Source organism: Flagellimonas sp. B-3 (assembly GCF_056857835.1).
Window position 1 is genome coordinate 70,209 of sequence record NZ_JBSXNW010000024.1, and the last position, 25,637, is coordinate 95,845.

Genomic DNA, 25,637 nt, shown 5'->3' on the forward strand with positions numbered 1-25,637 from the left:
TCAATTAAAGTACATGGGCACAACCTCTTTCTTCGATAAGAAGATGAATCATTTTCCGAATGGATGGATGCTGATCATTGCATTTTTCCTATTGGGAACATTTCTTTCATTTTCCCAAACCACTATTTGGAGCGAAAGCTTCTCCTATAACAACAATACACAAAGTGGCACAGCATCAGGTCCTTCGGCCTCTGATTGGACAACCAATCGGGGGAACAGACTATCTGTTCGGAGCAACGAATTACGAGCCAATAATTTAGACGGAGAAGGCGTTTGGCAAACAGACCCCATAAATATTTATGGCTATACCGAGGTAAGTTTTAGTATGGCAACTTGGGTGAACAATGGGGGTGATATGGATTGGTGGGAGGACTACTTTATTGGCCAATACCGGCTTGACGGAGGTTCTTGGGTAGAGTTTGTAAGTGTCTCTGGGGCTACTTCGGACCCGCTGGATACATCTTATACAGTTAACCTCCCTTCAACGGGCTCCACTTTGGAGATCAGGGTGCGCATGTACAACGACTCAGGCAACGAATATTATTATATAGACGATGTCATAGTAGAAGGAAACCTAGACCTATGTAATGGTGAAATTGATTTTCAATTTTATGATAGTGCACCTTCCGGGTACACCACGGACAATATTCCCACAACGGGTTATCAGGGGACCGGGACTTTTACCAGTTTTAATGTTGATGCACTACAAAACCAAGAAGACCCCGGCGATGCCGACGATTTCAGTATTCGATATTCGGGCTACATTCAGATTGATACGGAAGGCTCGTATACCTTTTTTACATCATCGGACGACGGCTCCAAGCTTTTTATTGATGGAACCGAAGTGGTTGACAATGATGGAAACCACGGCACACAAGAAAGGTCTGGCAACATTTCGCTGACCACTGGACTGCATGACATTACCGTTCTATTTTTTGAAAACGGGGGCGGTGAAACACTGAACGTACAATATCAAGGACCTTCCTTGTCCAAACAAAATGTCCCATTTTCAAAACTATACTCAAATTGTAGTGTGGGCAGTGCCGACCTTGATGGGGATGGTGTTGATGATGTGACCGATATTGATGATGACAACGATGGAATCCTTGATACTGATGAATGTGGCGGGGCCTCTGGGAATTTTGTCCAAACAGCCAGCGATCTTGCTCACTTTAGGACACCATCCAATGCTGAAGGCAATCCCGGGACTACTTACGCCTATAATTCAGTTTACACCTATGAAGATCAGTCCGAAATATTATTACGATTTGCCCAACCCGTGCCCGACGGAACCACATTAAGTGTTTTTTTGGGTGCAGATCCAGCGGTTACGAGCACCAACATGCAGATACAGCGTTCCAATGCCGCAGGAGATAATGAAGGATGGTTAGCTGGGGCCAATGGTACCTCTCCAGGTTCCATTCGTGAAGTAACTTTCACCGTAAACGGACCTAGTCTGCAATACATCAAAGTAATTGCTTGGCAAGTGGGCGCAAGGGTTTATGGCGCCAGTTACGGCGGGTCTGTAGATTGTACCACGGTCGATACCGATGGCGACGGCATACCTAATTACCAAGATCTGGATAGTGATGGCGATGGCATACCCGATAATGTGGAAGCACAAACATCCTTGAACTATATAGCCCCTTCGGGAGTTGATGCCAATAACAATGGACTGGATGATGCCTACGAAGGAAGCGGTTTATCCGCTGTGGACACCGATGGTGATGGCACTCCCGATTTTATGGATACCGACAGCGATAATGATGGGGCATCGGATACCATTGAGGCTACGCTTACCCTAACTGGATCGGACAGTGATAATGATGGCCTGGACAACAATATGGATGGCTCGACCGGGTATTCCGACCCCGGGGGGACTATAGACAACCCTATGAACTCCAACGGCGGTTCTTTAATGCTACCCGATTCCGATGGCGATGTTGCCTCGGGAGGTGACTTGGATTTTAGGGATGGTACTTTTGACGATAACGAACCACCATCCATTACAGCTACGGGAGACCAAATTTTTTGTCCCAGCGATACAATTTCTGTTGTTGAAAGTGTAGATATTACTGATGCCGATAGCAGTACACTGGACGCCGTGTACATACAAGTCACATCCAATTACGATGTTTCTGGCGATGTTTTAAGCCTAACCGGCACACACCCAAACATTACAGCTAGTTGGGATACTTCAGAGGGAAGGCTTTTACTTGATGGACCAGCGACTTTGGCCGAATTTGAGGCAGCCATTGGCGCTGTAGTTTTTCAAACTACGGCCACCGTAAGCAGTGGCGATACAAGAACTTTTTCCATAGTAATGAACGAGGCCAACTATTTGGAATCGACAGGGCATTATTATGAGTATGTTCCTTCCGAAGGAATTACTTGGACCGCTGCCCGCGATGCCGCAGCCTTAAGAACATTTTATGGTCTCCAAGGCTATTTGGCCACCATTTCAATTCAAGATGAATCGGACCTGTTGGGCTCACAAGCACCTGGAGCAGGTTGGATCGGGGCAAGTGATGCCGCCACCGAAGGAGATTGGTACTGGGTAACCGGTCCTGAGGCAGGAACCTTGTTCTGGAGGGGAACTGGTGGTGGAACCGCCTTTGCCTATGAATTTTGGAATTCTGGCGAACCCAATCAATCGGGAGACGAGGATTATGCCCACATCACTGCTCCAGGGGTTGGATTGCCCGGGTCTTGGAACGACCTTTCCAACACAGGAGCTGCCAGCGGGGATTATCAACCAAAAGGATATTTGGTGGAATACGGAGGTATGCCCGGCGACCCCACTCATCCAGACTTAGCAGCTACAACAATGATCACTGTAGAGACAACAGCACCTACAGCAAGTGCTCCAGATCCAATAGCGGTAAATTGTTCGGCTGACATTCCTACACCAGATGTAACCGTAATAACAGATGAAGCTGATAATTGCGATCCAAATCCAACGGTAACTTTTGTGAGTGACGTTAGCGATGGAGGAAGCAAGCCCGAAATCATTACTCGTACATATAGGATTACGGATACGGCCGGAAACACCACCGATGTGGAGCAGACCATTACGATAACACCATTCACCATATCATCACAACCCACAGACCAAACAGTTGTTATGGGCAATAATGGAAGTTTCTCGGTTACGGTTACCAACGTAGACACCTATCAATGGGAGATAAGTACAGATGGAGGAAGTAATTTTGCCCCTATCTCGGATGGAGCTGAATATTCGGGAACGCAAACAGCCAACCTCAGCGTAAACTCGCCGGATACCTCTAAAAATGGATATATTTTCCGGGTACTTGCCTCCAACAGTACCGGAAGCTGCAGTCCAATTACTTCGGATCAGGCATCTTTGACCGTTAAAACGGGAAGAGTCATCACCAACCGAGGGGTAACTTACCGCGTGAACAACAACTAATGTATTGCCCAAAACCAGATAAATACCTCTTTTAGGTGATTCACAATTGTTGTAATGCTTCAAGCTGAAAGTCCTTTTCCATTGGTATTTCCCACATAAAGGAGTATCAAAAATTCAATTGAAAATATCTTGCCCCTGTATCGAAATAAAACATACTTTCGGTAAAGAATAATGACACTGGAAAATAAAGTTCAATTGGTTGAAAGGTTATTTGATCAATTGGAGAAAGAAACCCTTCAATTTCAAGAAGCATCTGGAATTGGCTGTGTTTCGGGTTGTGGAAAATGTTGTACTTACCCTAATATTGAAGCTTCTCCTTTGGAGTTTTTACCTTGGGCATTTCATCTATTTTTATCTGGCAAAGCGGAGGATGCACTTACAAGCATCAATAAATATCCGATCATGTCCTGCTTTATACTGACACCTGTTTCCATTATAGGTAAAGGCCATTGTGGGAGTTACCGCCATAGAGGCTTAATATGCAGGTTATTTGGCTACGCCGCGAACAGGGACAAATATGGCAATTTACGATTGGCAACCTGTAAAACCATCAAAGAAGAGCAGACCGATAACTATCTGGTTGTATCCGAAGCTATTTTAAAAGAAACAATGCATATCCCCGTCTTTACAGACTATTACATGCAATTGAGCCAAATCGATTTTCAATTGGGCTCCAAAACAATACCCATAAACAAAGCCCTTAAAATGGCTTTGGAGGAAGTTTTACAGTATTATACATACAGACCTGTTCCCAGGTTGGACAGGGAGTGTGTTTAAAAGAATCCGGTATAAAAAAACAAGCCCCTTAAATCATTGATTTAAGGGGCTTTCTGTTGGCCTACAAGGACTCGAACCTTGAACGACTGAACCAAAATCAGCTGTGTTACCAATTACACCATAGGCCAGTACCGTATTTGAGCGTGCAAATTTATAACAAACTTTGGTTTCAACAAATATTTTTCACAAGAATGCACCCTATTTTTCTTGAACAAGGGTGTTAAAGGTTTTCCAAAAAGGGTTAGGCATCTGTTCTAGATTTACTAAATTCGCCACAATTCGGTTAATAACCAACTCTATGTTTGCAAAAGACTTCAAAAAATGGGATACCATCCTTGGGTGGGTTTCCTTCGCCATCGCGTTTATAGTTTATGCCCTGACCGTTGAACCCACAGGAAGTTTTTGGGATGCAGGGGAATATATTTCCACTTCAGCAAAATTGCAGGTTGGGCACCCACCAGGGGCACCATTGTTGCAAATGATAGGGGCTTTCTTTGCCATGTTTGCCTTTGGCGATGCAACCAAAATAGCCCTTATGGTTAATGCAGTCTCCGTTGTTTCGAGTGCATTTGCCGTATTGTTCACTTTCTGGACCATTACCAATTTGGTCGGGAAATTGGTTTCCAAAAAGAGTAAAATGACCAATAGCAAAGCTATTGCTGTTTTTGGAAGCGGACTTGTTGGGGCGCTTGCCTTTACTTTTTCAGATAGTTTTTGGTTCAATGCCGTAGAGACCGAAGTATACGCCATGGCCAGTTTAATTATGGCCCTGTTGCTCTGGCTGGGCTTAAAGTGGACCGACAACTTGGGCGACCCCAGAGGTCACCGTTGGCTTATGCTTATCTGTTTTGTGATCGGCCTTACCTTCGGAATCCAGTTTATGGGCTTTTTGGCCATTCCATCAATAGGTTTGCTCTATTACTTTAAAAAGTACAAGACCACAACGGTAAAGAACTTTTTGTTGGCCAATATTGCAGTGGTGGCGGTGCTCATTCTGGTTTACAAATTCTCTTTGACCTATGTATTGGAGCTTTTTGGCTGGAGCGAGGTTTTCTTTATCAATGAGATTGGCCTTCCGTTCAACTCAGGTTCCATTATTATGGGACTCCTATTTGTTGCTGCTTTCTATTTTGGTTTGAAATATACCCGAAAACATAATTACTACAATGCAAACATCGTGGTACTTTGCCTCATGTTCCTTTTTCTTGGATTCTCGTCTTGGTTGATGCTTCCCATTCGTGCAAACGCCAAAACCGTGGTCAACGAAAACAACCCTGCCGATGCAAGAGCCCTTTTGGCCTACTACAACAGGGAACAATATCCCGGTGTGGACAGTCCTGTTTATGGCGCTTATTATTCGGATACCTTTGCTCCCGCTGGAGAAGATAGGGATGACAGTCCCAAATATGAAAAAGACCTGGAACTGGGCAAATATGTTATTGTAAACCACTACAAAGATGCCTTGCCCGGGCCCAACGAAAAGCATGTGGGCATTTTGCCCAGAATGTGGAGCGACCAGCATGCCGAAAATTACATGCGCTATTTTGGTGCACTGGAATTTCGGATAAAATCGGAATACATCTCAAACAACGATCTTAGGGATGCCGTAAACCAATTTAAAACAGCATACTCACAAGGAGAACTCGACACCGAACAATATATTCGCTTTTTGCGCGAATTTGGAGAGTACATTGAAGTGGAACCACCAACCGTATGGCAAAACATCGAATACCTATTCGATTTCCAGTTCAGCTACATGTACATGCGCTACTTTATGTGGAATTTTGTCGGAAAGCAAAACGATGTACAAGGTAGATACGATGAAAACGGGAACTGGCTGAGCGGCATTAATTTTATTGATGGCATCCGTCTGGGAAGCCAAGAAAACCTACCCAGCGACTGGAAAAACAACAAAGGGCGCAACACCTATTTCTTCCTACCGTTGCTTCTCGGAATTTTGGGCATTGTATTCCAGATATCCAAAAACCCGAAACAATTTTGGGTCCTCTTCGTATTCTTCATGTTTACGGGACTGGCCATTCAGTTCTACACCAACCCCTACATTTTCCAACCTAGGGAAAGGGATTATTCTTTGGTGGGATCCTTTTATGTTTTCTGTATTTGGATTGGTATTGGGGTCTACGGCCTGTTTGAAGAATTTAAAAAACTGATTTCGGCCAAAATTGCTGCACCTGCCATTACAACCTTATGCCTATTGGCTGTACCCCTGTTGATGGCCTTCCAAAACTGGGACGATCACGATAGATCCGACCGATACACCGCACCAGCAACCGCTAAAGCCTATCTCGATTCCTGCCAAGAAGATGCAGGGGCAATTCTGTTCACTATTGGGGACAACGATACCTTCCCGATCTGGTATGCACAGGAAATTGAAAACTATAGAACCGATGTTCGTGTGGTAAACACCAGTCTTTTTGCCACCGACTGGTACATAGACCAGATGAAACGTAAAGCCTACGAGAGCGACCCCATACCATCGCAATTGACCCACGACAAGTACAGCTATGGAACAAGGGATGCAGTTTATTATCAAGGCATTACTGAAAACCGATGGAACATCAAAGATTTTATGAACTGGATCGGGAGCGATAAACCCCAAACCAAGTTCAGACATATTTTAACCAATCAAGGTGCCGATTTGAGTAACTATTCGGAAAGCACCTTGGATATTGTGTACTATCCCACCAATAAGATTAGGATTCCGGTCAACAAACAAAATGTACTGGAAAGTGGGTTGGTCAAGGAAAAAGATTCCGCCCTTATTGTGGATTATATTGATATTGATTTACCACAGAGCGCACTTCCAAAAAATAGAATTCTGATGCTGGATCTTATCGCCAACAACGATTGGAAACGCCCCATCTATTTCTCCGGGGGTAGTTTTGATAGCGCCGAATACATTTGGATGAAGGATTATCTTCAGCTTGATGGCCTGGTATACAAATTGGTGCCCATTAAAACACCAAATAGAAATTCCTTTGAAATGGGCCGTATTGATTCCGAATTGATGTACGACATTGTAAAGGATTGGGATTGGGGCAACTCAGGAAGCGATGAAATTTACCACGACCCACAAACGCGTTCCCAAGGGCTCTCCTTTAGGAGCAATTTGGCCCGTTTGATGGAAACCCTTATCGAAGAAAACAAAATAGACAAGGCCAAGGACGTGATCAACATTGCTATGGACAACATGCCAGTGGACCATTATGGCTTTTATGCCTTTGTGGAACCATTTGTAGATGGGTACTACAAAGTCGGTGAGACCGAAAAGGCCCGTGCGTTGTTCGGCAAGCTCAAAAAAGTATATCAAGAACATTTGGAATATTATGCCAACATTCCTTTGGATGAACAATACGATAAAATTGACGATATCCTGTCCGATATGCAAGCATACCGCAGGAACATTGATATCCTAATCGAAAACAACGACAAGGAACTGGCGGAGTCGGAAACGATCATTTTCAATGAGTATATAGATAAGTTCTCGCAGTTTGTGGATGAAGAAGAAGAGAGTTTGGACGAACCACTTCCCCTAGACCCGGATATGGAAGATTCCATACTGCTGGATACCATAGAAAGTGTTCTGGATTCCACACTTCCTGAAGAATAAAAAACATAAAAAAGCGAGGTTTTCACCTCGCTTTTTTCTTTATTGGATGTATTCGTTTAGGATACCTATGAGGGTATTGGCGTCCTGCTCGCCACTTTGGCGCCAAACCATCTCTCCTTTTTTGTAGATCATTAAAGTGGGCAGTCCCTTAATGCGGAGTGCCTGCGAAAGTTCCTTGTTTTTGTCCACATCAATTTTTATAACCTTTCCCTTATCACCAAGGGCAGCGGCCACATCACTCAAAACAGGATGCATGGAAGTGGACTCCTCGTTCCATTCTGCATAAAAGTCTAACAATACAGGGACTTGTAAATCTATAAGTTCACCAAATTTGGACATGTATTCTAAGGTTTACAATCAAAAGTAAGAAAAAATGTGAATGTTTTTATAGCAAGTCAATGCTTTACCTATTAGTCTATGGCAAATTTTCATTAAACCATCTCTGCACATAGTGACCCATTACCGTGTCTTATTACAATATTTGTTCTCACAAACAATACAATCAATCATCATACACCCATATTCCAAAAGCAGTTTATTTACAATTTTTGTGATTTTAAGTCCCTGAAATTCAGTATATTTAATAGAGGGATTAAAAAATTGGATATGGGAATCAAGAGTTACACAGGAAAAAGGGTAAAGGAAATACCAAAAGAAATACCGCTCAAAGTGAGTGATTATATGACTCGGGACTTAATCACCTTTAGTCCTGACCAATCTATAGAGGAGGTCATCGAAGCTTTGATACGGCATAAAATTTCGGGAGGCCCGGTCGTTAACGAAAACAACGAGTTGATAGGGATTATTTCAGAAGGGGATTGTATAAAGCACATTAGTGACAGCAGGTATTACAATTTGCCCATGGAACACAGCAGGGTAGAGCTTCGAATGATTAAAAATGTAGAGACCATTGATGGCAATATGAACATCTTTGATGCGGCAAAAATGTTCCTCGAAGTCAGAAGACGCCGTTTCCCTATTTTGGAAAACGGAAAACTTGTTGGTCAAATATCCCAAAAAGATATTCTAAAAGCTACGATGGGAATAAAGGGCCAAAACTGGAAATGATATCATAAGTCGTAAAAATTTCCTGTAAACCCATAAAATCGGATTTACGCCGCCATTCCCTTTTTCTTCAAGGTAATCACCGAAATCTCGGGCCAAATACCAAAACGACCGGGGTAACCAATAAACCCAAACCCTCGGTTTACATTGATAAACTGGTCCAACTCCTTGTAAATGCCCGCCCAATATTTGTAACGCCACTTAACAGGGCTCCATTTAACCCAGCCAGGAATCTCAACACCGAACTGCATGCCATGGGTATGTCCGCTCAAGGTCAAGTGAAAATGGTAATCATCATGGATCACCACATCTTCCCAATGCGATGGGTCGTGGCTCAACAATATTTTAAAATCATCATGGGAGACACCCTCTTTGGCCTTTTGTAGGTCGCCCGCTTTTTTAAATCCGCCGCGACCCCAGTTCTCCACTCCGACCAAGGCAATCTTTTCGCCACCCTTTTCCAAAAATCGGTTGGAGTTGAGCAATAGGTCAAAACCCATTTCTTTTTGCATGGTTTTGAGGTTCTCCAAGTTTTGTGCCTTCTCTTCTTCCGTATCCCAAACCGCATAATCCCCATAATCGTGGTTGCCCAAAATAGAGAACACCCCATCTTTGGCATCCAAACGGGAAAAAACCTCTTTCCAAGGTTCCAACTCATCCGAACGGTTGTTCACAATATCTCCGGTAAAGAAAATTACATCGCTCTTTTGTTGGTTGATAAGACTTACCCCATATTCCACTTTTTTATAATCGTCAAAACTACCGCTGTGCACATCGGAAATCTGTGTAATCTGATAGTTGTGGAAGGCATCTGGAAGATCATCGAACTCCAGTTCGTATTTTAAAACCTGATAGTTGTATTTTCCACGGTACATGCCATACAGCAATGCCCCAAAGGGCAGCGCAGCCAAACCAAGGGCAATACCGCTAATAAATTTTCTTCGTGAAGGGAAGTAACCTGCATCAGTATCCGAAACCCCAACAATTTTGTTATACCCGTAGCCAATTACACGTACCACATCTTCCAGCAAAAGGAAGAAGCCCAAGACCAAAGCCAATAAAAAAAATGAAGCAAATATGGTTCCTGCAATGGCGGCGGTACCTTTAAACCCATCGCCAGGATCGTATGTCATTACTTTGATGGTCAAAAAAACCAAGGCTCCCAAAAAAAGTACAATATAAGCCCATTGCATCAACGGACTTTTGAACAGTGTACGGAATGCTTGAAAGCCATAAACGGCCAGCACCACATACAAGATTGCCAAAACAATAAATCGGGACATACAATTTTTTTACAAAATTAGGGCTAATATGCTATAAAGCAGGGTTTTTTAATTTTATTTAACGGCTTCAACAATAGATTTGAGGATAGCTAAATTTGAAATCGCAACCTCATCCTCCACCATATGTTTTGCAGAGTTCATACTGATTTTACCTTCTAACGCCACATGATGTCCAAAGGAAGTCCCCGAGCAATGGATGGCACTAAGTCCAATATCCTTGAAATCCGATGCATTCTTGGGAGACACACCTCCACCTGCCATAATGGTCATGGTAGTATTTTGCTGCCATAACTTTAAGTGATTGATTCCTTTTTCCGCTGAAATCTCTCCTCCGGAGGTTAAAATGGTCTGTACCCCAAGTCCATCAAGCTGCTTGATGGCCTCCAAGGGCTCCTCCACCCAATCAAACGCACGATGAAAGGTAAAATGCATTGGCTTTGCCAAATCCACCAACGCTTTGGTTCTTTCCACATCCACAGTAAAATCTTCCATCAAAATTCCAGAAACAATACCCTGCACACCCAAAGCCTTGCACGCCAAAATATCGGCTTTCATCACCTCAAACTCAGTATTGGAATAGGTGAAATGCCCGCCCCTTGGACGAATAAGTACATGAACGGGGATATTCAACTCCCTTTTAACCCATTGGATCAATCCAGCAGATGGCGTAATGCCCCCCACCCCGAGTTCCGAACAAAGTTCAATTCGATTCGCCCCTGCCCTTTCGGCATTCCTTGCCGATTCCAGGGAATTGGCACAAACTTCTACCAGCATATTGTATATTTATGACCCTCAAAATTAAACATACCATCGCATGGAACGACGCAAATTTCTTAAAAATTCCAGCCTCTCCGCAGCCGGACTGGTTTCCGCCTCTACTTTGGTCGCCTGTAAAACCGAGCCAAAGCCCGAAGCAGCTTCCGCTGCGGCAATTCCAACTCCCAATCCTATAAGACCCATTGTGGTCTGTACTTGGAACTTTTTCAATGCTACGGAGAAGGCGTGGGAGGTCTTAAAGTCGGGCGGTAATGCCCTGGATGCCGTGGAACAGGGCGTTAGGGTCGAGGAAGCCGACGAAACCAACGAAACGGTGGGCAAAGGTGGCCGACCGGACCGTGATGGCAATGTTACGCTGGATGCCTGCATTATGGACAAGGATGGCAATTGCGGCTCTGTGGTCTGCTTGCAAAACATTGTGCATCCGGTTTCCGTAGCCAGAAAGGTGATGGAGGAAACCCCGCACATTATCTTGGCGGGCAAAGGCGCGGAGAAATTTGCTTATGAGCAAGGCTTCAAAAAAGAAGACCTATTGACCGAAAGTACCAAAAAACAATACGAAGAGTGGTTGAAGACTTCCAAATATGAGACCATCATCAATATAGAAAACCACGATACCATTGGCATGCTCGCCATTGATGAAAATGGCGATATTTCCGGGGCTTGCACCACAAGTGGAATGGCCTACAAAGTAGCAGGGCGCGTTGGGGATTCCCCCATTATTGGCGCCGGTCTTTTTATTGACAATGAAGTGGGCGGTGCCACGGCCACGGGGGTTGGCGAAGAAGTAATCCGTACCGTGGGCAGTTTTTTGATCGTAGAGCTCATGCGGCAAGGAAAAAGTCCGCAAGAAGCCTGCGAAGAAGGTGTAAAACGTATCATGCAGAAAAATAAGGGTCGAAAAGATTTCCAAATCGGGTTTTTGGCCATCAACAAAAATGGGGAAACGGGCGGCTACTGCGTGCATCCCGGGTTTACCTACCGGGAGTATTCCGACAATGGACACGAGAACCGAGAAGTCGTGAGCTTCTACGAATAGATATCAGAACCAAGAGCGCTACGCTTTTAGAAAAAAGACACAAGACCGCTTCGCTGATGGACATTAGATGTTAGACCGCTTCGCTTCTGGAAACAAGAACCAAGACGTCTTGACTCTTGGCTCAATAAGAATTTGCATACATTCAATAAAGTCATTTCAACAATGAAATCAAAAGAACTTATCAAGTCACTAACATTCAATCGTCTGTTAAAAATTTCAATTTTCAGCAGTCTAGGATTTAGTGTACTTTATTTTGGAATTGGAACAATCATGATAATTGCAGGCGCAAAAGTTCCTATTACACTAAATGGAAATCAAACAGAAGGAATAATAGGTTTTCTGCTCCATCTAGCATTTTTACCCATTTACTTCATTTTGATTTTTTTATTCGAATTTATAGTGCTGGTTTCTGGAACATGGATTTCAAAAAGACTTTTTTCTGTAAATGAAGGATGATTATTAAGCAAAAAAAGAAGCATCAAAATTAGAAGAATATATTATATATCACTTGTCTCTTGATTCTTGGCTCTATATTCTAGGCTCTTTTGAACAGCAATTCGTACTTTTAAAACCTGCCTTTTATAATTGTTTATTGAAAATTGCTAACTGAAAAATACATGTCCGAACAAAAACGACTTTTTTTACTTGATGCCTACGCACTTATATTCCGTGGTTATTATGCCTTGATCAAAAATCCGAGAATCAACTCCAAGGGAATGGACACCTCTGCTATCATGGGGTTTATGAATTCCCTGTTTGATGTGATCAAACGCGAACAGCCCGACCATTTAGCCGTGGCTTTTGACAAAGGGGGAAGTGTAGAGCGCACCGAAATGTTTGAAGCATACAAAGCTAACCGTGACGAAACTCCAGATGCCATCCGCATTGCGGTGCCATACATCCAACAAATTTTGGAGGCCATGAAGATTCCCGTGGTGGAATTGGAGGGCTATGAAGCCGATGACCTTATCGGAACCTTGGCCAAACAGGCCGAAAAAGAGAATTACAAAGTATTTATGGTAACGCCCGACAAAGATTTTGGGCAGTTGGTGAGCGAGAACATTTTTATGTACCGCCCCGCCAGAATGGGCAACGGTATCGAAATTTGGGGCATTCCCGAAGTACAAAAACGCTTCGGCGTAAAACGTCCAGAGCAGGTAATCGACTATTTGGGAATGATGGGCGATGCAAGTGACAATATTCCCGGACTGCCTGGTGTGGGCGATAAGACCGCCAAAAAGTTCTTGGATCAATTCGATTCCATGGAAGGGCTGTTGAGCAATACCGACCAGCTCAAGGGCAAAATGAAGGAAAAAGTGGAAGAAAATGCCGAACTGGGCCGACTTTCACGAAAATTGGCAGAGATCAAAACCGATTGCGAAGTGCAATTTCACGCGGAAGATTACGAAATGTGTCCGCCCGATGCGGAAAAAGTGCAGGAAATCTTCGAAGAACTGGAATTCCGTAGGTTAAAGGATCAGTTCATCAAAATATATACGGGCGAGGCGGAAGCCAGCACCCAAGTGACCAATACCAAAACGGCCAAGGAAGAGGCCAAAGTGGCGGGAAGCGGTCAGTTTACGTTGTTTGGCGGCGATCCATCAGAAGCTGCGGCCACCATCAAAGATGTGAACAGCCGAAAAACCATTGCCGATGTCCCCCATTTTTATCAGCATGTACAAGATGGATTGGGCATGGAACTATTCCTTGAAACCTTGATGAAACAACCTTCCGTCTGTTTTGATACCGAGACCACTTCCCTAAATCCGTTGGAAGCGGAACTGGTGGGCATCGCCTTTAGTTGGTCGCCCGGCAAAGGATTTTATGTGCCCTTTCCCGACAATGAAAACGACGCCAAACCTTTGATTGAAAAGCTACGCCCGTTTTTTGAATCGGAAACCATTGAAAAAGTGGGGCAAAACCTGAAGTACGACATCAAAGTAATGCAAAACTATGGCGTGGAGGTGAAAGGCAAGTTGTTCGATACCATGTTGGCCCACTACCTCATCAACCCCGATATGCGCCACAATATGGATGTGCTTGCGGAAACCTACCTCAACTACACGCCCATTTCCATTACGGAACTTATTGGCAAAAAAGGCAAAAACCAGCTCAGCATGCGACAGGTTCCTTTGGAAAAACAAACGGAGTATGCGGTGGAAGATGCCGATATCACTTTCCAGTTGGGTTTAAAATTCACCCCAGAGCTGAAAGACGCACATACCGATAAATTGTTTGATGACATCGAAATTCCGTTGGTTCGGGTGCTCGCCGATATGGAACTGGAAGGCATCAATTTGGATAAGGAATATCTAAATGACCTTTCGGTTGCCCTTGAAACGGATATTGCCGATTTGGAAAAGAAAATCTATGAAGATGCCGGTGAGGAATTCAATATTGCCTCCCCCAAACAATTGGGCGACATCCTTTTTGGCAAACTAAAACTGGTGGACAAGCCCAAAAAGACCAAAACAGGGCAGTTTTCCACTTCGGAAGATGTGCTCTCCTACTTGGCCAAGGATCACGACATTATTCAGAATGTGTTGGACTACCGTGGATTGGCCAAACTAAAAAGCACCTACGTGGATGCGTTGCCCAACGAGGTACAGCAAAAAACAGGTCGAGTACACACGGATTATATGCAGACCGTAGCCGCTACGGGCCGTTTGAGCAGTAACAACCCGAACTTGCAGAACATTCCCATCCGTACAGAGCGCGGGCGACAAGTGCGCAAGGCGTTTATCCCACGGGATAAAAACTACGTACTCTTGGCTGCGGATTACTCCCAGATAGAATTGCGTATAATTGCGGCATTGAGCGAGGAAGACACCATGATTTCAGCCTTTAAAAACGGTGAGGACATTCACGCTTCCACTGCATCCAAGGTATTTAATGTACCGATTGAGGAGGTGACCCGCGAACAGCGTAGCAATGCCAAAACGGTGAACTTTGGGATTATTTACGGGGTTTCGGCCTTTGGGTTGAGCAACCAAACAGATTTGAGCCGTTCGGAGGCCAAGGAACTCATTGACACCTATTACAAAACCTACCCGAAATTGCGCAATTATATGAGCGAACAAGTGGATTTTGCCCGTGAGCACGGATATGTACAAACGGTTTTAGGGCGCCGTCGTTATTTAAAGGATATTAATGCAGGCAACCAAGTAGTGCGCGGGGCTGCGGAGCGAAACGCCGTGAACGCACCCATCCAAGGGAGTGCAGCGGACATTATAAAAATTGCGATGATCAACATCCACAAAAAGCTTTCCGAAGGAAAATACAAGACCAAGATGTTGCTGCAAGTACATGATGAATTGGTGTTTGATTGCTACAAACCGGAGCTAGAGGAAATGAAGGAACTTATAAAATCCGAAATGGAAAACGCCTATAAACTTTCTGTGCCGCTGGATGTGGAAGTGGGCATTGGTGAGAATTGGTTGGAGGCGCATTGATTTAATTCATTTCAAATGAAACTAACCATTTTCATTGCCATTATTGTTCTCCTAAGGTTTTTGCTGCCTAGGTTAGTGGATTTTGGGACCCCAGAAAAATCTGATCCTAAAAGCGAATGGCACTACCGTGTAAAATTCGCCAAACTCAACAAGGATAAATTTGAAAAAGCCACTGCTGAAGAAAAACAAGAGTTATTGTATTACTTCACCCATAAATTACAGCAAGCTGGTAATTATAGTGAAGCTTCATTTAGAAATATGCCCGAACTGCTTCAAGTGGTTTGGCTGATAAACGAACTGGAAGCGGAGGTAAACAATGGAGGCTATCTTCAATTTTTTACCAATTCATCAGGCCGATATGCTGACGAAACGTTGGACGCTTTGAAATTAATTGGTGCCACTTATAACCACAAGTTTTTAAAAAGTGCCTTTCAGGTGTTGTCAAAACACAGTGACCCCCCCAATCATCTTCACGATAAGATCAATTCAAAAAAGTTATACCAATTTATTGATTTCCCCAAACTTCATAGTAATCCCGAACTTCAAAATGAAATGTATGAAATCGATAAAAAATTCTACCAATCCAAAGAGAATCTTTCCAAACTGAAAATGGACTATTTTGAAGACAATTGCCACAACTTGTGGACAGAACTAGAAAAAAATCATCCTAATTGATTTTGTGCAATGGCAACCTATTTTAATTAAGCCCTCTAAGCTCATCCTCCCAATCATCGTTTTGTCTCAGTTTTGCTGCACCTCACTTTGGTTTGCGGGCAATGGGGAAGAAATAACCCGCCTGATGTGGAAGTGGGTATTGGTGAGAATTGGTTCGAGACACATTAATGATTGATTATTGATAAATAAATATCTGGACACCACATATAATATCCATATTGATTCATTTTTGGTGTATATTTGCACCAAATCACAGCGGTCATGGCAAGACAGAGCATTTCCCTTACAGAACCCAATGATGAGTGGTTAAAATCCCAAGTGGACAACAAAGAATACTCCAGCAAAAGCGAGTTGGTAAACGATCTTATCCGGCAGGCTCGTAACCAACAGGCGCAATTGGACTGGATACGGACCAAACTCACCAAGGCCGAAAACAGCGGGTTCACAACGGATAGTAAGGATGATATTTTAAAGCAATCCAAATCCTCTTAGCGTGGCCAAGTATAGGTTGAGCAATGAGGCCAAGGAAGATTTGATTCGAATACACCGGTATGGCGTGGCCAAATTTGGCATGGCACAGGCCGATACTTACTTTGAAGCTTTTTTTGAACATTTTGACCGAATTGCCCAAAACCCCTTTTCCTTTGAATCTGTAGATCATATCAAAAAAGGATATAGGCGTTGTGTCTGTGGTTCGGACAGTATATTTTTTAGATTGAACAATGATATGGTTGAAATCATGGCCATTGTGGGAAGGCAAGATTTGGATAACTTGCTTTGATTACGCGGAATTTCTTGTAATCAACTATCTTTAATCCATGGACATTAAACTCACAGAAGCCCAAAAGATCAAAATCCTGAACTCGGACGACCTGTACGGCATTATGCAGCGCATTCTCTTGCGGGAGGACAAAATAGACCAGAACCGGGAGCACTTTTGGGTCATTGGGCTGGAGAACAACAACCGCATCTTGTTCATTGAGCTGATCAGTCTGGGCACCGTAAACCGCGCATTGGCCGAGCCCATGGAGGTCTTTAGCCTGGCCCTGCAGAAAAGGGCGGTAAAGATCATCCTGTGCCACAACCACCCTACGGGCGAACTCACGCCCACGGAGGTGGACAAGGACATCACAGACCGCCTTATACAAGTGGGCATTATTGTGAACACCCAAGTGCTGGACCACCTCATCATCTCCACCAAAAGCTACCTGAGTTTTAAGGACATTGGGCTTATGGACGAACTTTTGGAGAGCACCCAGTACGTACCCAGCTACGTTTTGGAAAAACGCTTTAAAAAAGAGGCCGCCGACATCGCCAAACGAAAAGAAAAAGTGGAAATAGCCAAGCAAATGAAGGGAAAGGGAATGGATGTAGAGACTATTTCCGAAATCACAGGACTTTCCGTGGAGGAGGTGAAAAAGCTGAGGGTGAAGAAAAAGAAATAACCCGCTCGGTGTGGAAGTGGGTGTTGGGGAGAACTGGTTGAAGGTATATTGAAATACTTAAACATAAAATCTTGATTGAAAAACTGGCATAAATGAAAAAATTCGGAAAAACAATTAAGCTATTTCTTATAGATGGAGAGCCAAGTGGGCGAATGACATGTGAACTTTCTAATTGGACAGGAAAAGCTTATAAAATTCCGAGGATTCTGATAAAAGAATCATACTCACGTGATGACTTAAAAAACCCAGGTATTTATTTATTATTTGGGGAAAATGAAGATGGTAAGGGAATAGTTTATGTCGGCGAAGCTGAAACTATAATTGATAGATTAAAACAACATGTTGCACAAAAAGAGTTTTGGTCAGAAGCAATAGTTTTTATCAGTAAAGACGAAAACTTAAATAAAGCCCATATTAAATATTTAGAGAGTCGGCTTTACGAGATAACAAAGAAAATTAATAATTATAACCTTGAGAACAGCACTGTTCCATCGAAAGCTTCAATTTCTGAATCTGAGATTGCTGAAATGGAAGAATTCATTGAAAACATAAAACTCTTGACAAATACTTTAGGACATAGAGTTTTTGAAAGCCTTGTTAATGCTGAAGCGAATAAAACCAAGAAAACCAATACATTTTATATCAAGGCTGCTCGTGGCGCCAATGGTTATGGAATACCAAGCTCAAAAGGTTTTATAATATTTAAGGGGAGCGAGGTAGCTACTAATACCGTAGACTCAATGCAAAAATCCTTAAATAACATAAGACAAAAGTTAATTGACAATGAAATAATAATAAAAGCAGACAAAGGATTGATTTTCAATAAAGATCATGAATTTTCCAGTCCTTCTACTGCTGCGGCCATTTTAATGGGAAGAAATGCAAATGGGCTAAAAGAATGGAAACTTAAAAATGGTAAAACCCTTAAGGAATTTGAAATTTTAGATTAATACGGTTTCACCCAATAACCGTCAAGATAAATCAGAAACAATACTAAATCGAAGCCTTTTTAAACTCTTTTGACAACATGTTGAATAATTCCAATATCTTCAAACATTGTTTTTGATTCTACTTATAGAACTCATTTAAACTGCACATAAAAATGAAACCTATCAAACTACTTTTGCTATTGGTAACGGCAGCATTGGCAAGCTGTGGCAATCCAAAGCCCGAAACCACAGCAACTGCCGAGACTTCCAAAACCGTACAAGATGAACGGGAGTTCTATCAACTAAAAATCTATTCTTTTAGTACTGAAGAGCAAGTGGCTACGGTGGATGCATATCTAAAAAATGCGTTTATGCCTGCGGTTAAGAAACAGGGCATCGATAAAGTGGGTGTTTTTAAATTTCGTACCAATGAAACAGACACGGTTCAAAAAACCTTTGTTTTGCTGCCTTTTGAAAGTTTGGAGCAATTCCAAGAACTGGACCACAAACTTTTGAAAGATTCAACTTATACTGTGGCTGGTGCCACCTATATCGATGCTAAGTATGACAATCCGCCCTACAATCGCATCCAGTCCATACTTTTGCAAGCATTCCCCGATATGCCCATAATGGAGGTGCCCGATTTGGATAGTCCAAGGTCGGAACGTGTGTACGAACTGAGAAGCTACGAATCCGCTACGGAAAAATACTATCGCAACAAGGTGGATATGTTCAATGCAGGAGGTGAAATCCCGCTTTTTGACCGATTGGGCTTCCAAGCCGTGTTTTATGGCGAGGTGCTTTCAGGCGCCAACATGCCCAACTTAATGTACATGACCACCCACGCCGATATGGCAACCAGAGAAAAAAATTGGGAAGCTTTTGTGGATGCACCGGAATGGAAGGAACTCATTGCCATGCCCAAGTATGAAAACAATGTATCCCATGCCGATATTTGGTTCTTATACCCTACCCAATATTCGGATTATTAAAAGTCTCTTTTTCAAAAAGAATGAAATTCTTTGTCACATCTGGTATCAAATCCTCCCTTAATCTCCCGAAACAGGTTCGGGACAGGCTCTCCAAAGGAGGGAAACTTCTCCCCTTTGGGAGACCAGAGAGGGGATTTATAGAAAACTAAAGTAACTGCAATAAAACCCTTTTCACAAAATTAAAAAAGGCACCCAATCGGTGCCTTTTCCATTCCTCTTCATAGCATAATGATCAATTGCCAAAACTATTGGCCAATCGTGGTTTTTGACTTTTGCTCCCAATAAACAAATCCGTAAGCGGTTTAAAGTGTCGCTTCCACTGGTAGGGAGCAAAGTCAAACCACAATTTAACATCGGGGGCGTTGCCTTCCTGCACCGTAAAACCGTCTTCAATCTGAAAATCCAGACGGTTGAACGAGTTGGCAGATTCGGCTGCCCCATCCCGGTAAATGAACTGGTTTCCCCATCCTGCCATATAAAAACGCAATGTAGTGTATTTACCTTCGGGCAAGGAAAGCACGCTTTTGGAACGCATAAAGTTTCCGGAAGCTATACCTTTTAGGGTTACCGGGTTCTGACCGGGAAAATCTATAATAAAGTGTTCATTACCCTGCGCATCTATTGCTGAGAACTTAGTAATGTTAAGGGTCATTTCTGAAACATGGAGCGCTGTAGCGGCCTCATTTTTCAAAATCAACTCGGCTCCTTTGGCTTCGGTGCCGTACCAGTCTGCCATTACACTCGGGGTGTAAGCAGCTATTGACCATATTGTTGGATAAAAATTCGTCTTTTTCATAGCAATTGTATATCTAACTTATACAGGTACAAAGTTGCAGTGGTTTTCCTAACCGAACGTCCATCAGATTATCCATTTTATATGCTACATTAACACGAAATCCACTTTTTAAGATTTTTTTAGGTTAAAATGACATAAATTTAACTTCCATACAGCATACCGTATTATCTTTCGGAAGTATGAAGATCAACTACATTTTTTTATTGCTTGCACTGGTTGCTGAAATCATAGGAACCATCGGAGGTTTTGGCTCATCAGTGTTCTTTGTACCGCTGGGCAACTTTTATTTTGATTTTTATTCCGTGCTGGGCATGACGGCCATTTTCCACCTATCCAGCAACCTTAGTAAGATCTTTCTGTTCAAAAAAGGGTTGGACAAAAAGCTGCTGCTTTACATCGGTGCTCCCTCGGTGCTCTTCGTGATTGTGGGTGGGTTTCTCTCTAAAATAGTAAACAGCAGTGCACTGGAAATTGTGTTGGGCGTATTTCTGGTTGCCTTTAGTCTACTGTTTCTCATAAAAAGCGAGATCATTATACTTCCAAACAAAAAGAATTCTGTAATCGGAGGTGCATTATCAGGGTTCTCTGCCGGTCTTTTGGGCACAGGAGGCGCTATCCGCGGATTGACCATGGCTGCCTTCAATTTGGAAAAAAGTGCCTTTATTGCCACTTCCGCCTTTATTGATTTTATGATAGATTTCTCCCGCACCTTTGTGTACTACGGAAATGGCTACATCGGCAAACAAGAATTGACCTATCTTCCCTTTTTGTTCGTAATTGGTTTGGTGGGTACGTATTTAGGAAAAAGAATACTGCATTACATCCCACAAGAAAAGTTCCGTAAACTAAGTTTAATCTTTATCCTGCTTATTGGATTGGCCACCATCGCCGGTTTGGTATTGAATTATTGGGGCTCATTTTCTTCGTAATTCTCCCCTATTTTATCCAACACCCTTAAAAAGGTCTCAAACTCGGATGTATCCACATCCTTTATGGCCAGTTTTCGTAGTTGCAGTGCGCTAGGCAAGGTAGTGTCCAGAATTTCCTTTCCCTTTGGGGTCAGTTCCAGTTTAAAACGCTTTTGGTCACCTTCAAAACGGGTCTTGGAAATCCAACCTTTGCGCTCCAAGCCACCAATAACCCTGGAGGTAGTGGCGCGGTTGCGAAAATTTTCATTCACAATATCACGCTGACTGGCATTTTCACCAAGTTGATGAATTTGATAGAGAATCACCCATTGCTCAATGGTCGTATCCACTCCAAGTTCATTAAAGGTGCGCAAATACGCCTTTTGGATTTTACGGAGCACCAAATCCAAGTGGAACCCCATCCCTTGTATTTCATCTATACGATTGAGCATCTTTTTGAGAATAGCCACAAAAATAGGGATTCCGATTTAGTTGGTCCGCCATGCCTCATCACAGTATCAATTTTAACTCAAATTTCAACCAACAAAATCGTTTTCGTATCTCAAAATTATTATTTTTGTTGTTGATGCAACAATATAAAATTAGACAATAAAAAATATATAAAAGACCATGGAGACATCAACACTTCCAAAAGGAACAAATACATCTGAAGACTTTATGCCCATCAACGGGACGGATTACATCGAATTGTATGTAGGAAACTCCAAACAAGCGGCACATTATTACAAAACCGCCTTTGGTTTTCAATCCTACGCACAGGCTGGATTGGAAACTGGACTAAAAGACCGTGAAAGTTACGTAGTGGTTCAGGATAAAATTCGTTTGGTGCTTACCTCTCCCTTAAAGAGTGGAACAGAGATTGGAAAACACATCGACAAGCACGGCGATGGCGTAAAAGTTGTGGCCCTATGGGTGGATGATGCCACCCAAGCCTATAACAACGCCATGGAAAGAGGTGCTAAATCCTACATGGAGCCAAGGGTTGAAGAGGACAAGAATGGAAAAGTGGTACGTGCTGGAATTTACACCTATGGTGAGACCGTGCATATTTTTGTGGAACGCAAAGATTATAATGGTACATTCCTTCCCGGATACAAAAAATGGGAAACCCCGGATTACAACCCAGAACCTACGGGCCTAAAATTTGTAGACCACATGGTTGGCAATGTAGGTTGGAACAAAATGAACCATTGGGTAAAGTTTTACGAAGATGTTATGGGATTCAAGAACATCCTATCTTTTGATGACAATGACATTTCTACAGACTACACCGCTTTAATGAGCAAGGTAATGAGCAACGGAAACGGTCGCATCAAATTCCCGATTAACGAACCTGCCAAAGGAAAGAAAAAGTCACAGGTGGAAGAATATTTGGATTTTTATGAGGATGAAGGCGTACAGCACATTGCCGTGGCCACCGACGATATTATTAAAACTGTTCGTGACTTAAGAAGTCGTGGCGTAGAGTTCCTAAGAGTTCCGGCCACTTATTATGATGCCGTTACAGACCGTGTCGGTGAAATTGACGAGGATATTGCCCCATTGAAAGAATTGGGCATCTTGGTAGACCGTGATGATGAGGGGTATTTGCTGCAAATCTTTACCAAGCCTGTAGAGCCCAGACCAACAATGTTCTTTGAAATCATCCAAAGAAAAGGCGCACAATCGTTTGGAAAAGGTAACTTTAAAGCATTGTTCGAGGCCATTGAGCGTGAGCAAGAGCTTCGAGGTACTTTGCACTAACATGTGGTTCAAAGTTTTTGAGCTTGAACTTGATTCTTGAATTTGAACTTAAATGTAACACCATGCCTATTTATCATAAACTCGGGAAAATTCCGCAGAAACGGCATACCCAATTCGAGAAGCCCGATGGCGGCCTCTATTACGAGCAGCTTTTTGGGACTATCGGTTTTGATGGGATGTCCTCACTGTCCTACCACGTTCACCGACCCACTCAGGTCAAGGAAATTGGTAAGGCCTTGGACGTGAGCCCAAAGATTGCGGTGGCAAAGAACATCACCAGCCGAAAATTAATCGGTTTTGATGTAGCCCCAAAAAATGATTTCTTGGAAGCACGCGAACCGCTATTGGTAAACAACGATGTTCACATAGGTTTGGCTGCACCCAAAAAATCCGTAACGGACTATTTTTATAAAAATGCCGATGCGGATGAAATGCTCTTTATCCATAAAGGGTCGGGAACCTTAAAAACCTTTTTGGGAAACATTCCTTTTGAATATGGGGATTACCTCATCATTCCACGGGGGATGATCTATCAAATAGAATTTGACACGGAGGACAACCGTATTTTATATGCAGAGTCCTTCCACCCAATTTATACCCCAAAACGATATCGCAATTGGTTTGGCCAACTTTTGGAGCACTCCCCTTTCTGCGAACGGGACTACAAACTGCCGCAGGACCTTCAAACTTTTGATGAAAAAGGAGAGTTTTTGATGAAAATCAAGAAACAGGGTATGTTGCACCAACTCGTATATGCCACGCATCCTTTTGATGTGGTCGGTTGGGACGGTTATAACTTCCCCTACGGATTTTCCATCCATAATTTTGAACCGATTACGGGACGTGTGCATCAACCGCCACCTGTGCATCAAACTTTTGAGACGGGTGCCTTTGTGGTGTGTTCGTTCTGTCCTAGATTGTACGATTATCACCCAAAATCCATACCCGCTCCATACAACCATTCCAATATAGATTCCGATGAAGTATTGTATTATGTAGATGGTGACTTTATGAGCAGAACAGGCATTGGCCCGGGTTATATTTCGTTGCATCCTGCAGGTATTCCCCATGGGCCGCACCCCGGAACTTATGAAGCCAGTATCGGCAAAAAAGAAACCAAGGAGTTGGCGGTGATGATAGATACCTTTAAACCCTTACAGGTGACCAAGAATGCCCTCAAAATTGATGATGGCAAGTATTATAAATCGTGGTTGGAGTAAATATTCGGATTCCTTTTCTTGCCTTCTGTCATTTCGAGCGCAGTCGAGAAAAGAAGGCGTTGTTTATCGCTCTCGACTGCGCTCGAGCTGACAGTTCGAAATGACAAAAAGATAAGATTCCCGTTTTCACGGGAATGACATATAAAAAGTTACATGATCATAGAAATACCTGAAAACTCAGATTTTTCGATTCACAATATTCCCTTTGGGATTTTTTCCACTAAAGGTAGAAGCCCGCGAGTAGGCGTTGCCGTTGGTGAACATATTTTGGATTTGGCCGCTGTGGCCGAATTGGATGTGTTCGATTTCAATACGGCTTTGCTGGAAAAAGACACCTTGAATGATTTTATTTCCCTTGGGAAAGAAATCACCACACGGGTTCGTAAAAAAATCCAATATTGGCTAAAAGACGACGATTCCGTTTTGGCTGGAAAACCAGAACTATTCGTAAAGCAGAGCGAGGCCCAAATGCATATTCCCGTAGCGGTTGGGGACTATACCGATTTTTATTCGAGTCTGGAACACGCCACCAATGTGGGGAAAATGTTTCGTGACCCCGAAAATGCCCTTTTGCCCAATTGGAAACATATTCCAGTTGGTTATCATGGCAGGGCAAGCTCCATTATTGTTAGTGGTCAACCCATTCATCGTCCGAAAGGACAAACAATGCCAAAAGATTCGGATGCGCCCGTGTTTGGCCCTACGCGACGCTTGGATTTTGAACTGGAAATGGGTTTCATCTCTGGAAAAGACACCCAATTGGGCGAATCCGTTTCTACAAAAGATGCCGAGAATCACATCTTCGGGCTGGTATTATTCAACGATTGGTCGGCGCGTGATATCCAAAAATGGGAATACATACCGCTTGGGCCTTTCTTGGCGAAGAATTTCGCTTCGTCCATTTCGCCTTGGGTGGTTACTTTGGAGGCCTTGGAACCCTTCAAATTAGCAGGGCCCAAACAAGAACCTGAAGTATTGCCTTATTTACAATTTGAGGGTGCGAAGAATTACGATATCAATTTAGAAGTAAACATTGCCCCAGAACAAGGTGAAGAAACCACGGTTTGCTCAAGTAATTTTAAACATATGTACTGGAACATGGCCCAACAATTGGCGCATCATACCGTAAATGGGTGCAACATTAATATTGGTGACATGATGGCTTCAGGAACCATTTCGGGTAAGGAAGAAAACAGTTTTGGCTCCATGCTCGAATTGTCTTGGGGAGGCACAAAATCTATCAAACTAAAAAATGGTAGCGAACGCAAATTTATAGAAGATGGCGACACGGTGATTATGCGCGGTTTCGCCAAAAAGGGCGATATTAGGGTCGGATTTGGTGAAGTAAGCACAAAAGTGTTGCCTGCTAAAGAATGAATACAATTTCAGATGTCACATTGAGCGCAGTCGAAATGTGTTCTGAAGTTTAACCATATCTCGACTGCGCTCGATAT

At 43.0% G+C, this 25,637-nt stretch carries 22 protein-coding genes and 1 tRNA gene; 17 read left to right on the forward strand and 6 right to left on the reverse strand.

Translation table 11 applies throughout. The annotated features are described in order from the left end of the window. Nucleotides 1–13 precede the first annotated feature (13 nt). Together AC13CS_RS12750 and AC13CS_RS12755 are read left to right on the forward strand one after the other, a co-directional pair. Entirely contained in the window at nucleotides 14–3,430 is a 3,417-nt protein-coding gene (locus tag AC13CS_RS12750; RefSeq protein ID WP_293167204.1) for a PA14 domain-containing protein, read from the forward strand. A 195-nt stretch (nucleotides 3,431–3,625) separates the two neighbouring features. Continuing rightward, nucleotides 3,626–4,207, forward strand: a complete 582-nt coding sequence (locus tag AC13CS_RS12755; protein ID WP_482888840.1) for a YkgJ family cysteine cluster protein — start codon at nucleotides 3,626–3,628, stop codon at nucleotides 4,205–4,207. Nucleotides 4,208–4,263: 56 nt separating this feature from the next. On the opposite strand, the gene AC13CS_RS12760 is transcribed toward AC13CS_RS12755, so the two are convergent. Next, a tRNA-Gln gene (locus tag AC13CS_RS12760) sits at nucleotides 4,264–4,335 on the reverse strand. Between the two features lie 170 nt (nucleotides 4,336–4,505). Here AC13CS_RS12760 and AC13CS_RS12765 point away from each other — a divergent pair. Then, a complete protein-coding gene (locus AC13CS_RS12765; RefSeq protein WP_293167202.1) occupies nucleotides 4,506–7,838 on the forward strand; it encodes a glycosyltransferase family 117 protein in 3,333 nt (1,110 codons plus the stop codon). A 39-nt stretch (nucleotides 7,839–7,877) separates the two neighbouring features. On the opposite strand, the gene AC13CS_RS12770 is transcribed toward AC13CS_RS12765, so the two are convergent. After that, on the reverse strand, nucleotides 7,878–8,177 hold the full coding sequence (locus AC13CS_RS12770) for a thioredoxin family protein (protein ID WP_163625372.1): 300 nt from the start codon (nucleotides 8,175–8,177) through the stop codon (nucleotides 7,878–7,880). A gap of 267 nt (nucleotides 8,178–8,444) precedes the next feature. On the opposite strand from AC13CS_RS12770, the gene AC13CS_RS12775 reads away from it, so the two are divergent. Continuing rightward, nucleotides 8,445–8,906 (forward strand): CBS domain-containing protein, encoded by a 462-nt coding sequence (locus AC13CS_RS12775; protein WP_163625373.1) that lies wholly within the window; start codon nucleotides 8,445–8,447, stop codon nucleotides 8,904–8,906. 44 nt (nucleotides 8,907–8,950) lie between these two features. Here AC13CS_RS12775 and AC13CS_RS12780 read toward each other — a convergent pair whose 3' ends face one another. Together AC13CS_RS12780 and AC13CS_RS12785 are read right to left on the reverse strand one after the other, a co-directional pair. Next, nucleotides 8,951–10,186, reverse strand: a complete 1,236-nt coding sequence (locus tag AC13CS_RS12780; protein WP_293167201.1) for a metallophosphoesterase — start codon at nucleotides 10,184–10,186, stop codon at nucleotides 8,951–8,953. Between the two features lie 54 nt (nucleotides 10,187–10,240). Further along, nucleotides 10,241–10,960 carry a copper homeostasis protein CutC gene (locus AC13CS_RS12785; protein ID WP_293167200.1) on the reverse strand — a complete coding sequence of 240 codons (720 nt, stop codon included), beginning with the start codon at nucleotides 10,958–10,960 and terminating at the stop codon, nucleotides 10,241–10,243. Between the two features lie 40 nt (nucleotides 10,961–11,000). Here AC13CS_RS12785 and AC13CS_RS12790 point away from each other — a divergent pair, with 40 nt between their 5' ends. The 9 genes from AC13CS_RS12790 to AC13CS_RS12830 all read left to right on the forward strand — a co-directional run bounded on the left by AC13CS_RS12790 (nucleotide 11,001) and on the right by AC13CS_RS12830 (nucleotide 19,495). After that, complete coding sequence (locus AC13CS_RS12790) at nucleotides 11,001–12,002, forward strand: glycosylasparaginase (protein ID WP_293167199.1); 1,002 nt, start codon at nucleotides 11,001–11,003, stop codon at nucleotides 12,000–12,002. A gap of 162 nt (nucleotides 12,003–12,164) precedes the next feature. Continuing rightward, nucleotides 12,165–12,458 carry a hypothetical protein gene (locus AC13CS_RS12795; protein ID WP_293167198.1) on the forward strand — a complete coding sequence of 98 codons (294 nt, stop codon included), beginning with the start codon at nucleotides 12,165–12,167 and terminating at the stop codon, nucleotides 12,456–12,458. A gap of 161 nt (nucleotides 12,459–12,619) precedes the next feature. Then, entirely contained in the window at nucleotides 12,620–15,454 is a 2,835-nt protein-coding gene (polA, locus tag AC13CS_RS12800) for a DNA polymerase I (protein ID WP_293167197.1), read from the forward strand. Between the two features lie 15 nt (nucleotides 15,455–15,469). Further along, a complete protein-coding gene (locus AC13CS_RS12805) occupies nucleotides 15,470–16,129 on the forward strand; it encodes a DMP19 family protein (RefSeq protein WP_293167196.1) in 660 nt (219 codons plus the stop codon). A 261-nt stretch (nucleotides 16,130–16,390) separates the two neighbouring features. Continuing rightward, complete coding sequence (locus AC13CS_RS12810) at nucleotides 16,391–16,621, forward strand: type II toxin-antitoxin system ParD family antitoxin (RefSeq protein ID WP_293167195.1); 231 nt, start codon at nucleotides 16,391–16,393, stop codon at nucleotides 16,619–16,621. Between the two features lies 1 nt (nucleotide 16,622). Then, the gene (locus AC13CS_RS12815; RefSeq protein ID WP_293167194.1) at nucleotides 16,623–16,910 is read left to right on the forward strand and encodes a type II toxin-antitoxin system RelE/ParE family toxin; all 288 of its coding nucleotides are present in this window, start codon (nucleotides 16,623–16,625) and stop codon (nucleotides 16,908–16,910) included. Between the two features lie 37 nt (nucleotides 16,911–16,947). After that, nucleotides 16,948–17,574, forward strand: a complete 627-nt coding sequence (locus AC13CS_RS12820) for a JAB domain-containing protein (protein WP_293167193.1) — start codon at nucleotides 16,948–16,950, stop codon at nucleotides 17,572–17,574. A 92-nt stretch (nucleotides 17,575–17,666) separates the two neighbouring features. Next, nucleotides 17,667–18,524 (forward strand): GIY-YIG nuclease family protein, encoded by an 858-nt coding sequence (locus tag AC13CS_RS12825; protein WP_293167192.1) that lies wholly within the window; start codon nucleotides 17,667–17,669, stop codon nucleotides 18,522–18,524. A gap of 152 nt (nucleotides 18,525–18,676) precedes the next feature. Next, nucleotides 18,677–19,495, forward strand: a complete 819-nt coding sequence (locus AC13CS_RS12830; RefSeq protein WP_293167191.1) for an NIPSNAP family protein — start codon at nucleotides 18,677–18,679, stop codon at nucleotides 19,493–19,495. Nucleotides 19,496–19,727: 232 nt separating this feature from the next. Here AC13CS_RS12830 and AC13CS_RS12835 read toward each other — a convergent pair whose 3' ends face one another. Then, complete coding sequence (locus AC13CS_RS12835; RefSeq protein WP_293167190.1) at nucleotides 19,728–20,291, reverse strand: hypothetical protein; 564 nt, start codon at nucleotides 20,289–20,291, stop codon at nucleotides 19,728–19,730. Nucleotides 20,292–20,470: 179 nt separating this feature from the next. Between AC13CS_RS12835 and AC13CS_RS12840 the strand changes: the two genes are divergently transcribed. Beyond that, nucleotides 20,471–21,220: a sulfite exporter TauE/SafE family protein gene (locus AC13CS_RS12840; RefSeq protein WP_293167189.1), complete on the forward strand. Its 750-nt coding sequence runs from the start codon at nucleotides 20,471–20,473 to the stop codon at nucleotides 21,218–21,220. Here AC13CS_RS12840 and AC13CS_RS12845 read toward each other — a convergent pair. Continuing rightward, nucleotides 21,196–21,651, reverse strand: coding sequence for a MarR family transcriptional regulator (locus AC13CS_RS12845; RefSeq protein WP_293167188.1), 456 nt, complete (start codon nucleotides 21,649–21,651; stop codon nucleotides 21,196–21,198). The genes AC13CS_RS12840 and AC13CS_RS12845 overlap by 25 nt on opposite strands. A gap of 178 nt (nucleotides 21,652–21,829) precedes the next feature. Between AC13CS_RS12845 and hppD the strand changes: the two genes are divergently transcribed. The 3 genes from hppD (at nucleotide 21,830) to fahA (ending at nucleotide 25,560) form a co-directional block, all read left to right on the forward strand. After that, nucleotides 21,830–22,963, forward strand: a complete 1,134-nt coding sequence (gene hppD / locus AC13CS_RS12850; protein WP_293167187.1) for a 4-hydroxyphenylpyruvate dioxygenase — start codon at nucleotides 21,830–21,832, stop codon at nucleotides 22,961–22,963. A gap of 62 nt (nucleotides 22,964–23,025) precedes the next feature. Then, nucleotides 23,026–24,183, forward strand: a complete 1,158-nt coding sequence (locus tag AC13CS_RS12855; RefSeq protein ID WP_293167186.1) for a homogentisate 1,2-dioxygenase — start codon at nucleotides 23,026–23,028, stop codon at nucleotides 24,181–24,183. Nucleotides 24,184–24,336: 153 nt separating this feature from the next. Then, nucleotides 24,337–25,560 (forward strand): fumarylacetoacetase, encoded by a 1,224-nt coding sequence (gene fahA, locus AC13CS_RS12860; protein ID WP_482888842.1) that lies wholly within the window; start codon nucleotides 24,337–24,339, stop codon nucleotides 25,558–25,560. The last annotated feature ends 77 nt before the right edge of the window (nucleotides 25,561–25,637 follow it).

What these genes read in the sequence shown, in the direction of transcription:
- AC13CS_RS12750 (WP_293167204.1), top strand. Translation starts at nt 14, where the DNA reads ATGGGCACAACCTCTTTCTTCGATAAGAAGATGAATCATTTTCCGAAT.
- AC13CS_RS12765 (WP_293167202.1), top strand. Translation starts at nt 4,506, where the DNA reads ATGTTTGCAAAAGACTTCAAAAAATGGGATACCATCCTTGGGTGGGTT.
- AC13CS_RS12770 (WP_163625372.1), bottom strand. Translation starts at nt 8,177, where the DNA reads ATGTCCAAATTTGGTGAACTTATAGATTTACAAGTCCCTGTATTGTTA.
- AC13CS_RS12775 (WP_163625373.1), top strand. Translation starts at nt 8,445, where the DNA reads ATGGGAATCAAGAGTTACACAGGAAAAAGGGTAAAGGAAATACCAAAA.
- AC13CS_RS12780 (WP_293167201.1), bottom strand. Translation starts at nt 10,186, where the DNA reads ATGTCCCGATTTATTGTTTTGGCAATCTTGTATGTGGTGCTGGCCGTT.
- AC13CS_RS12785 (WP_293167200.1), bottom strand. Translation starts at nt 10,960, where the DNA reads ATGCTGGTAGAAGTTTGTGCCAATTCCCTGGAATCGGCAAGGAATGCC.
- AC13CS_RS12790 (WP_293167199.1), top strand. Translation starts at nt 11,001, where the DNA reads ATGGAACGACGCAAATTTCTTAAAAATTCCAGCCTCTCCGCAGCCGGA.
- AC13CS_RS12795 (WP_293167198.1), top strand. Translation starts at nt 12,165, where the DNA reads ATGAAATCAAAAGAACTTATCAAGTCACTAACATTCAATCGTCTGTTA.
- polA (WP_293167197.1), top strand. Translation starts at nt 12,620, where the DNA reads ATGTCCGAACAAAAACGACTTTTTTTACTTGATGCCTACGCACTTATA.
- AC13CS_RS12805 (WP_293167196.1), top strand. Translation starts at nt 15,470, where the DNA reads ATGAAACTAACCATTTTCATTGCCATTATTGTTCTCCTAAGGTTTTTG.
- AC13CS_RS12810 (WP_293167195.1), top strand. Translation starts at nt 16,391, where the DNA reads ATGGCAAGACAGAGCATTTCCCTTACAGAACCCAATGATGAGTGGTTA.
- AC13CS_RS12820 (WP_293167193.1), top strand. Translation starts at nt 16,948, where the DNA reads ATGGACATTAAACTCACAGAAGCCCAAAAGATCAAAATCCTGAACTCG.
- AC13CS_RS12825 (WP_293167192.1), top strand. Translation starts at nt 17,667, where the DNA reads ATGAAAAAATTCGGAAAAACAATTAAGCTATTTCTTATAGATGGAGAG.
- AC13CS_RS12830 (WP_293167191.1), top strand. Translation starts at nt 18,677, where the DNA reads ATGAAACCTATCAAACTACTTTTGCTATTGGTAACGGCAGCATTGGCA.
- AC13CS_RS12835 (WP_293167190.1), bottom strand. Translation starts at nt 20,291, where the DNA reads ATGAAAAAGACGAATTTTTATCCAACAATATGGTCAATAGCTGCTTAC.
- AC13CS_RS12840 (WP_293167189.1), top strand. Translation starts at nt 20,471, where the DNA reads ATGAAGATCAACTACATTTTTTTATTGCTTGCACTGGTTGCTGAAATC.
- AC13CS_RS12845 (WP_293167188.1), bottom strand. Translation starts at nt 21,651, where the DNA reads ATGCTCAATCGTATAGATGAAATACAAGGGATGGGGTTCCACTTGGAT.
- hppD (WP_293167187.1), top strand. Translation starts at nt 21,830, where the DNA reads ATGGAGACATCAACACTTCCAAAAGGAACAAATACATCTGAAGACTTT.
- AC13CS_RS12855 (WP_293167186.1), top strand. Translation starts at nt 23,026, where the DNA reads ATGCCTATTTATCATAAACTCGGGAAAATTCCGCAGAAACGGCATACC.
- fahA (WP_482888842.1), top strand. Translation starts at nt 24,337, where the DNA reads ATGATCATAGAAATACCTGAAAACTCAGATTTTTCGATTCACAATATT.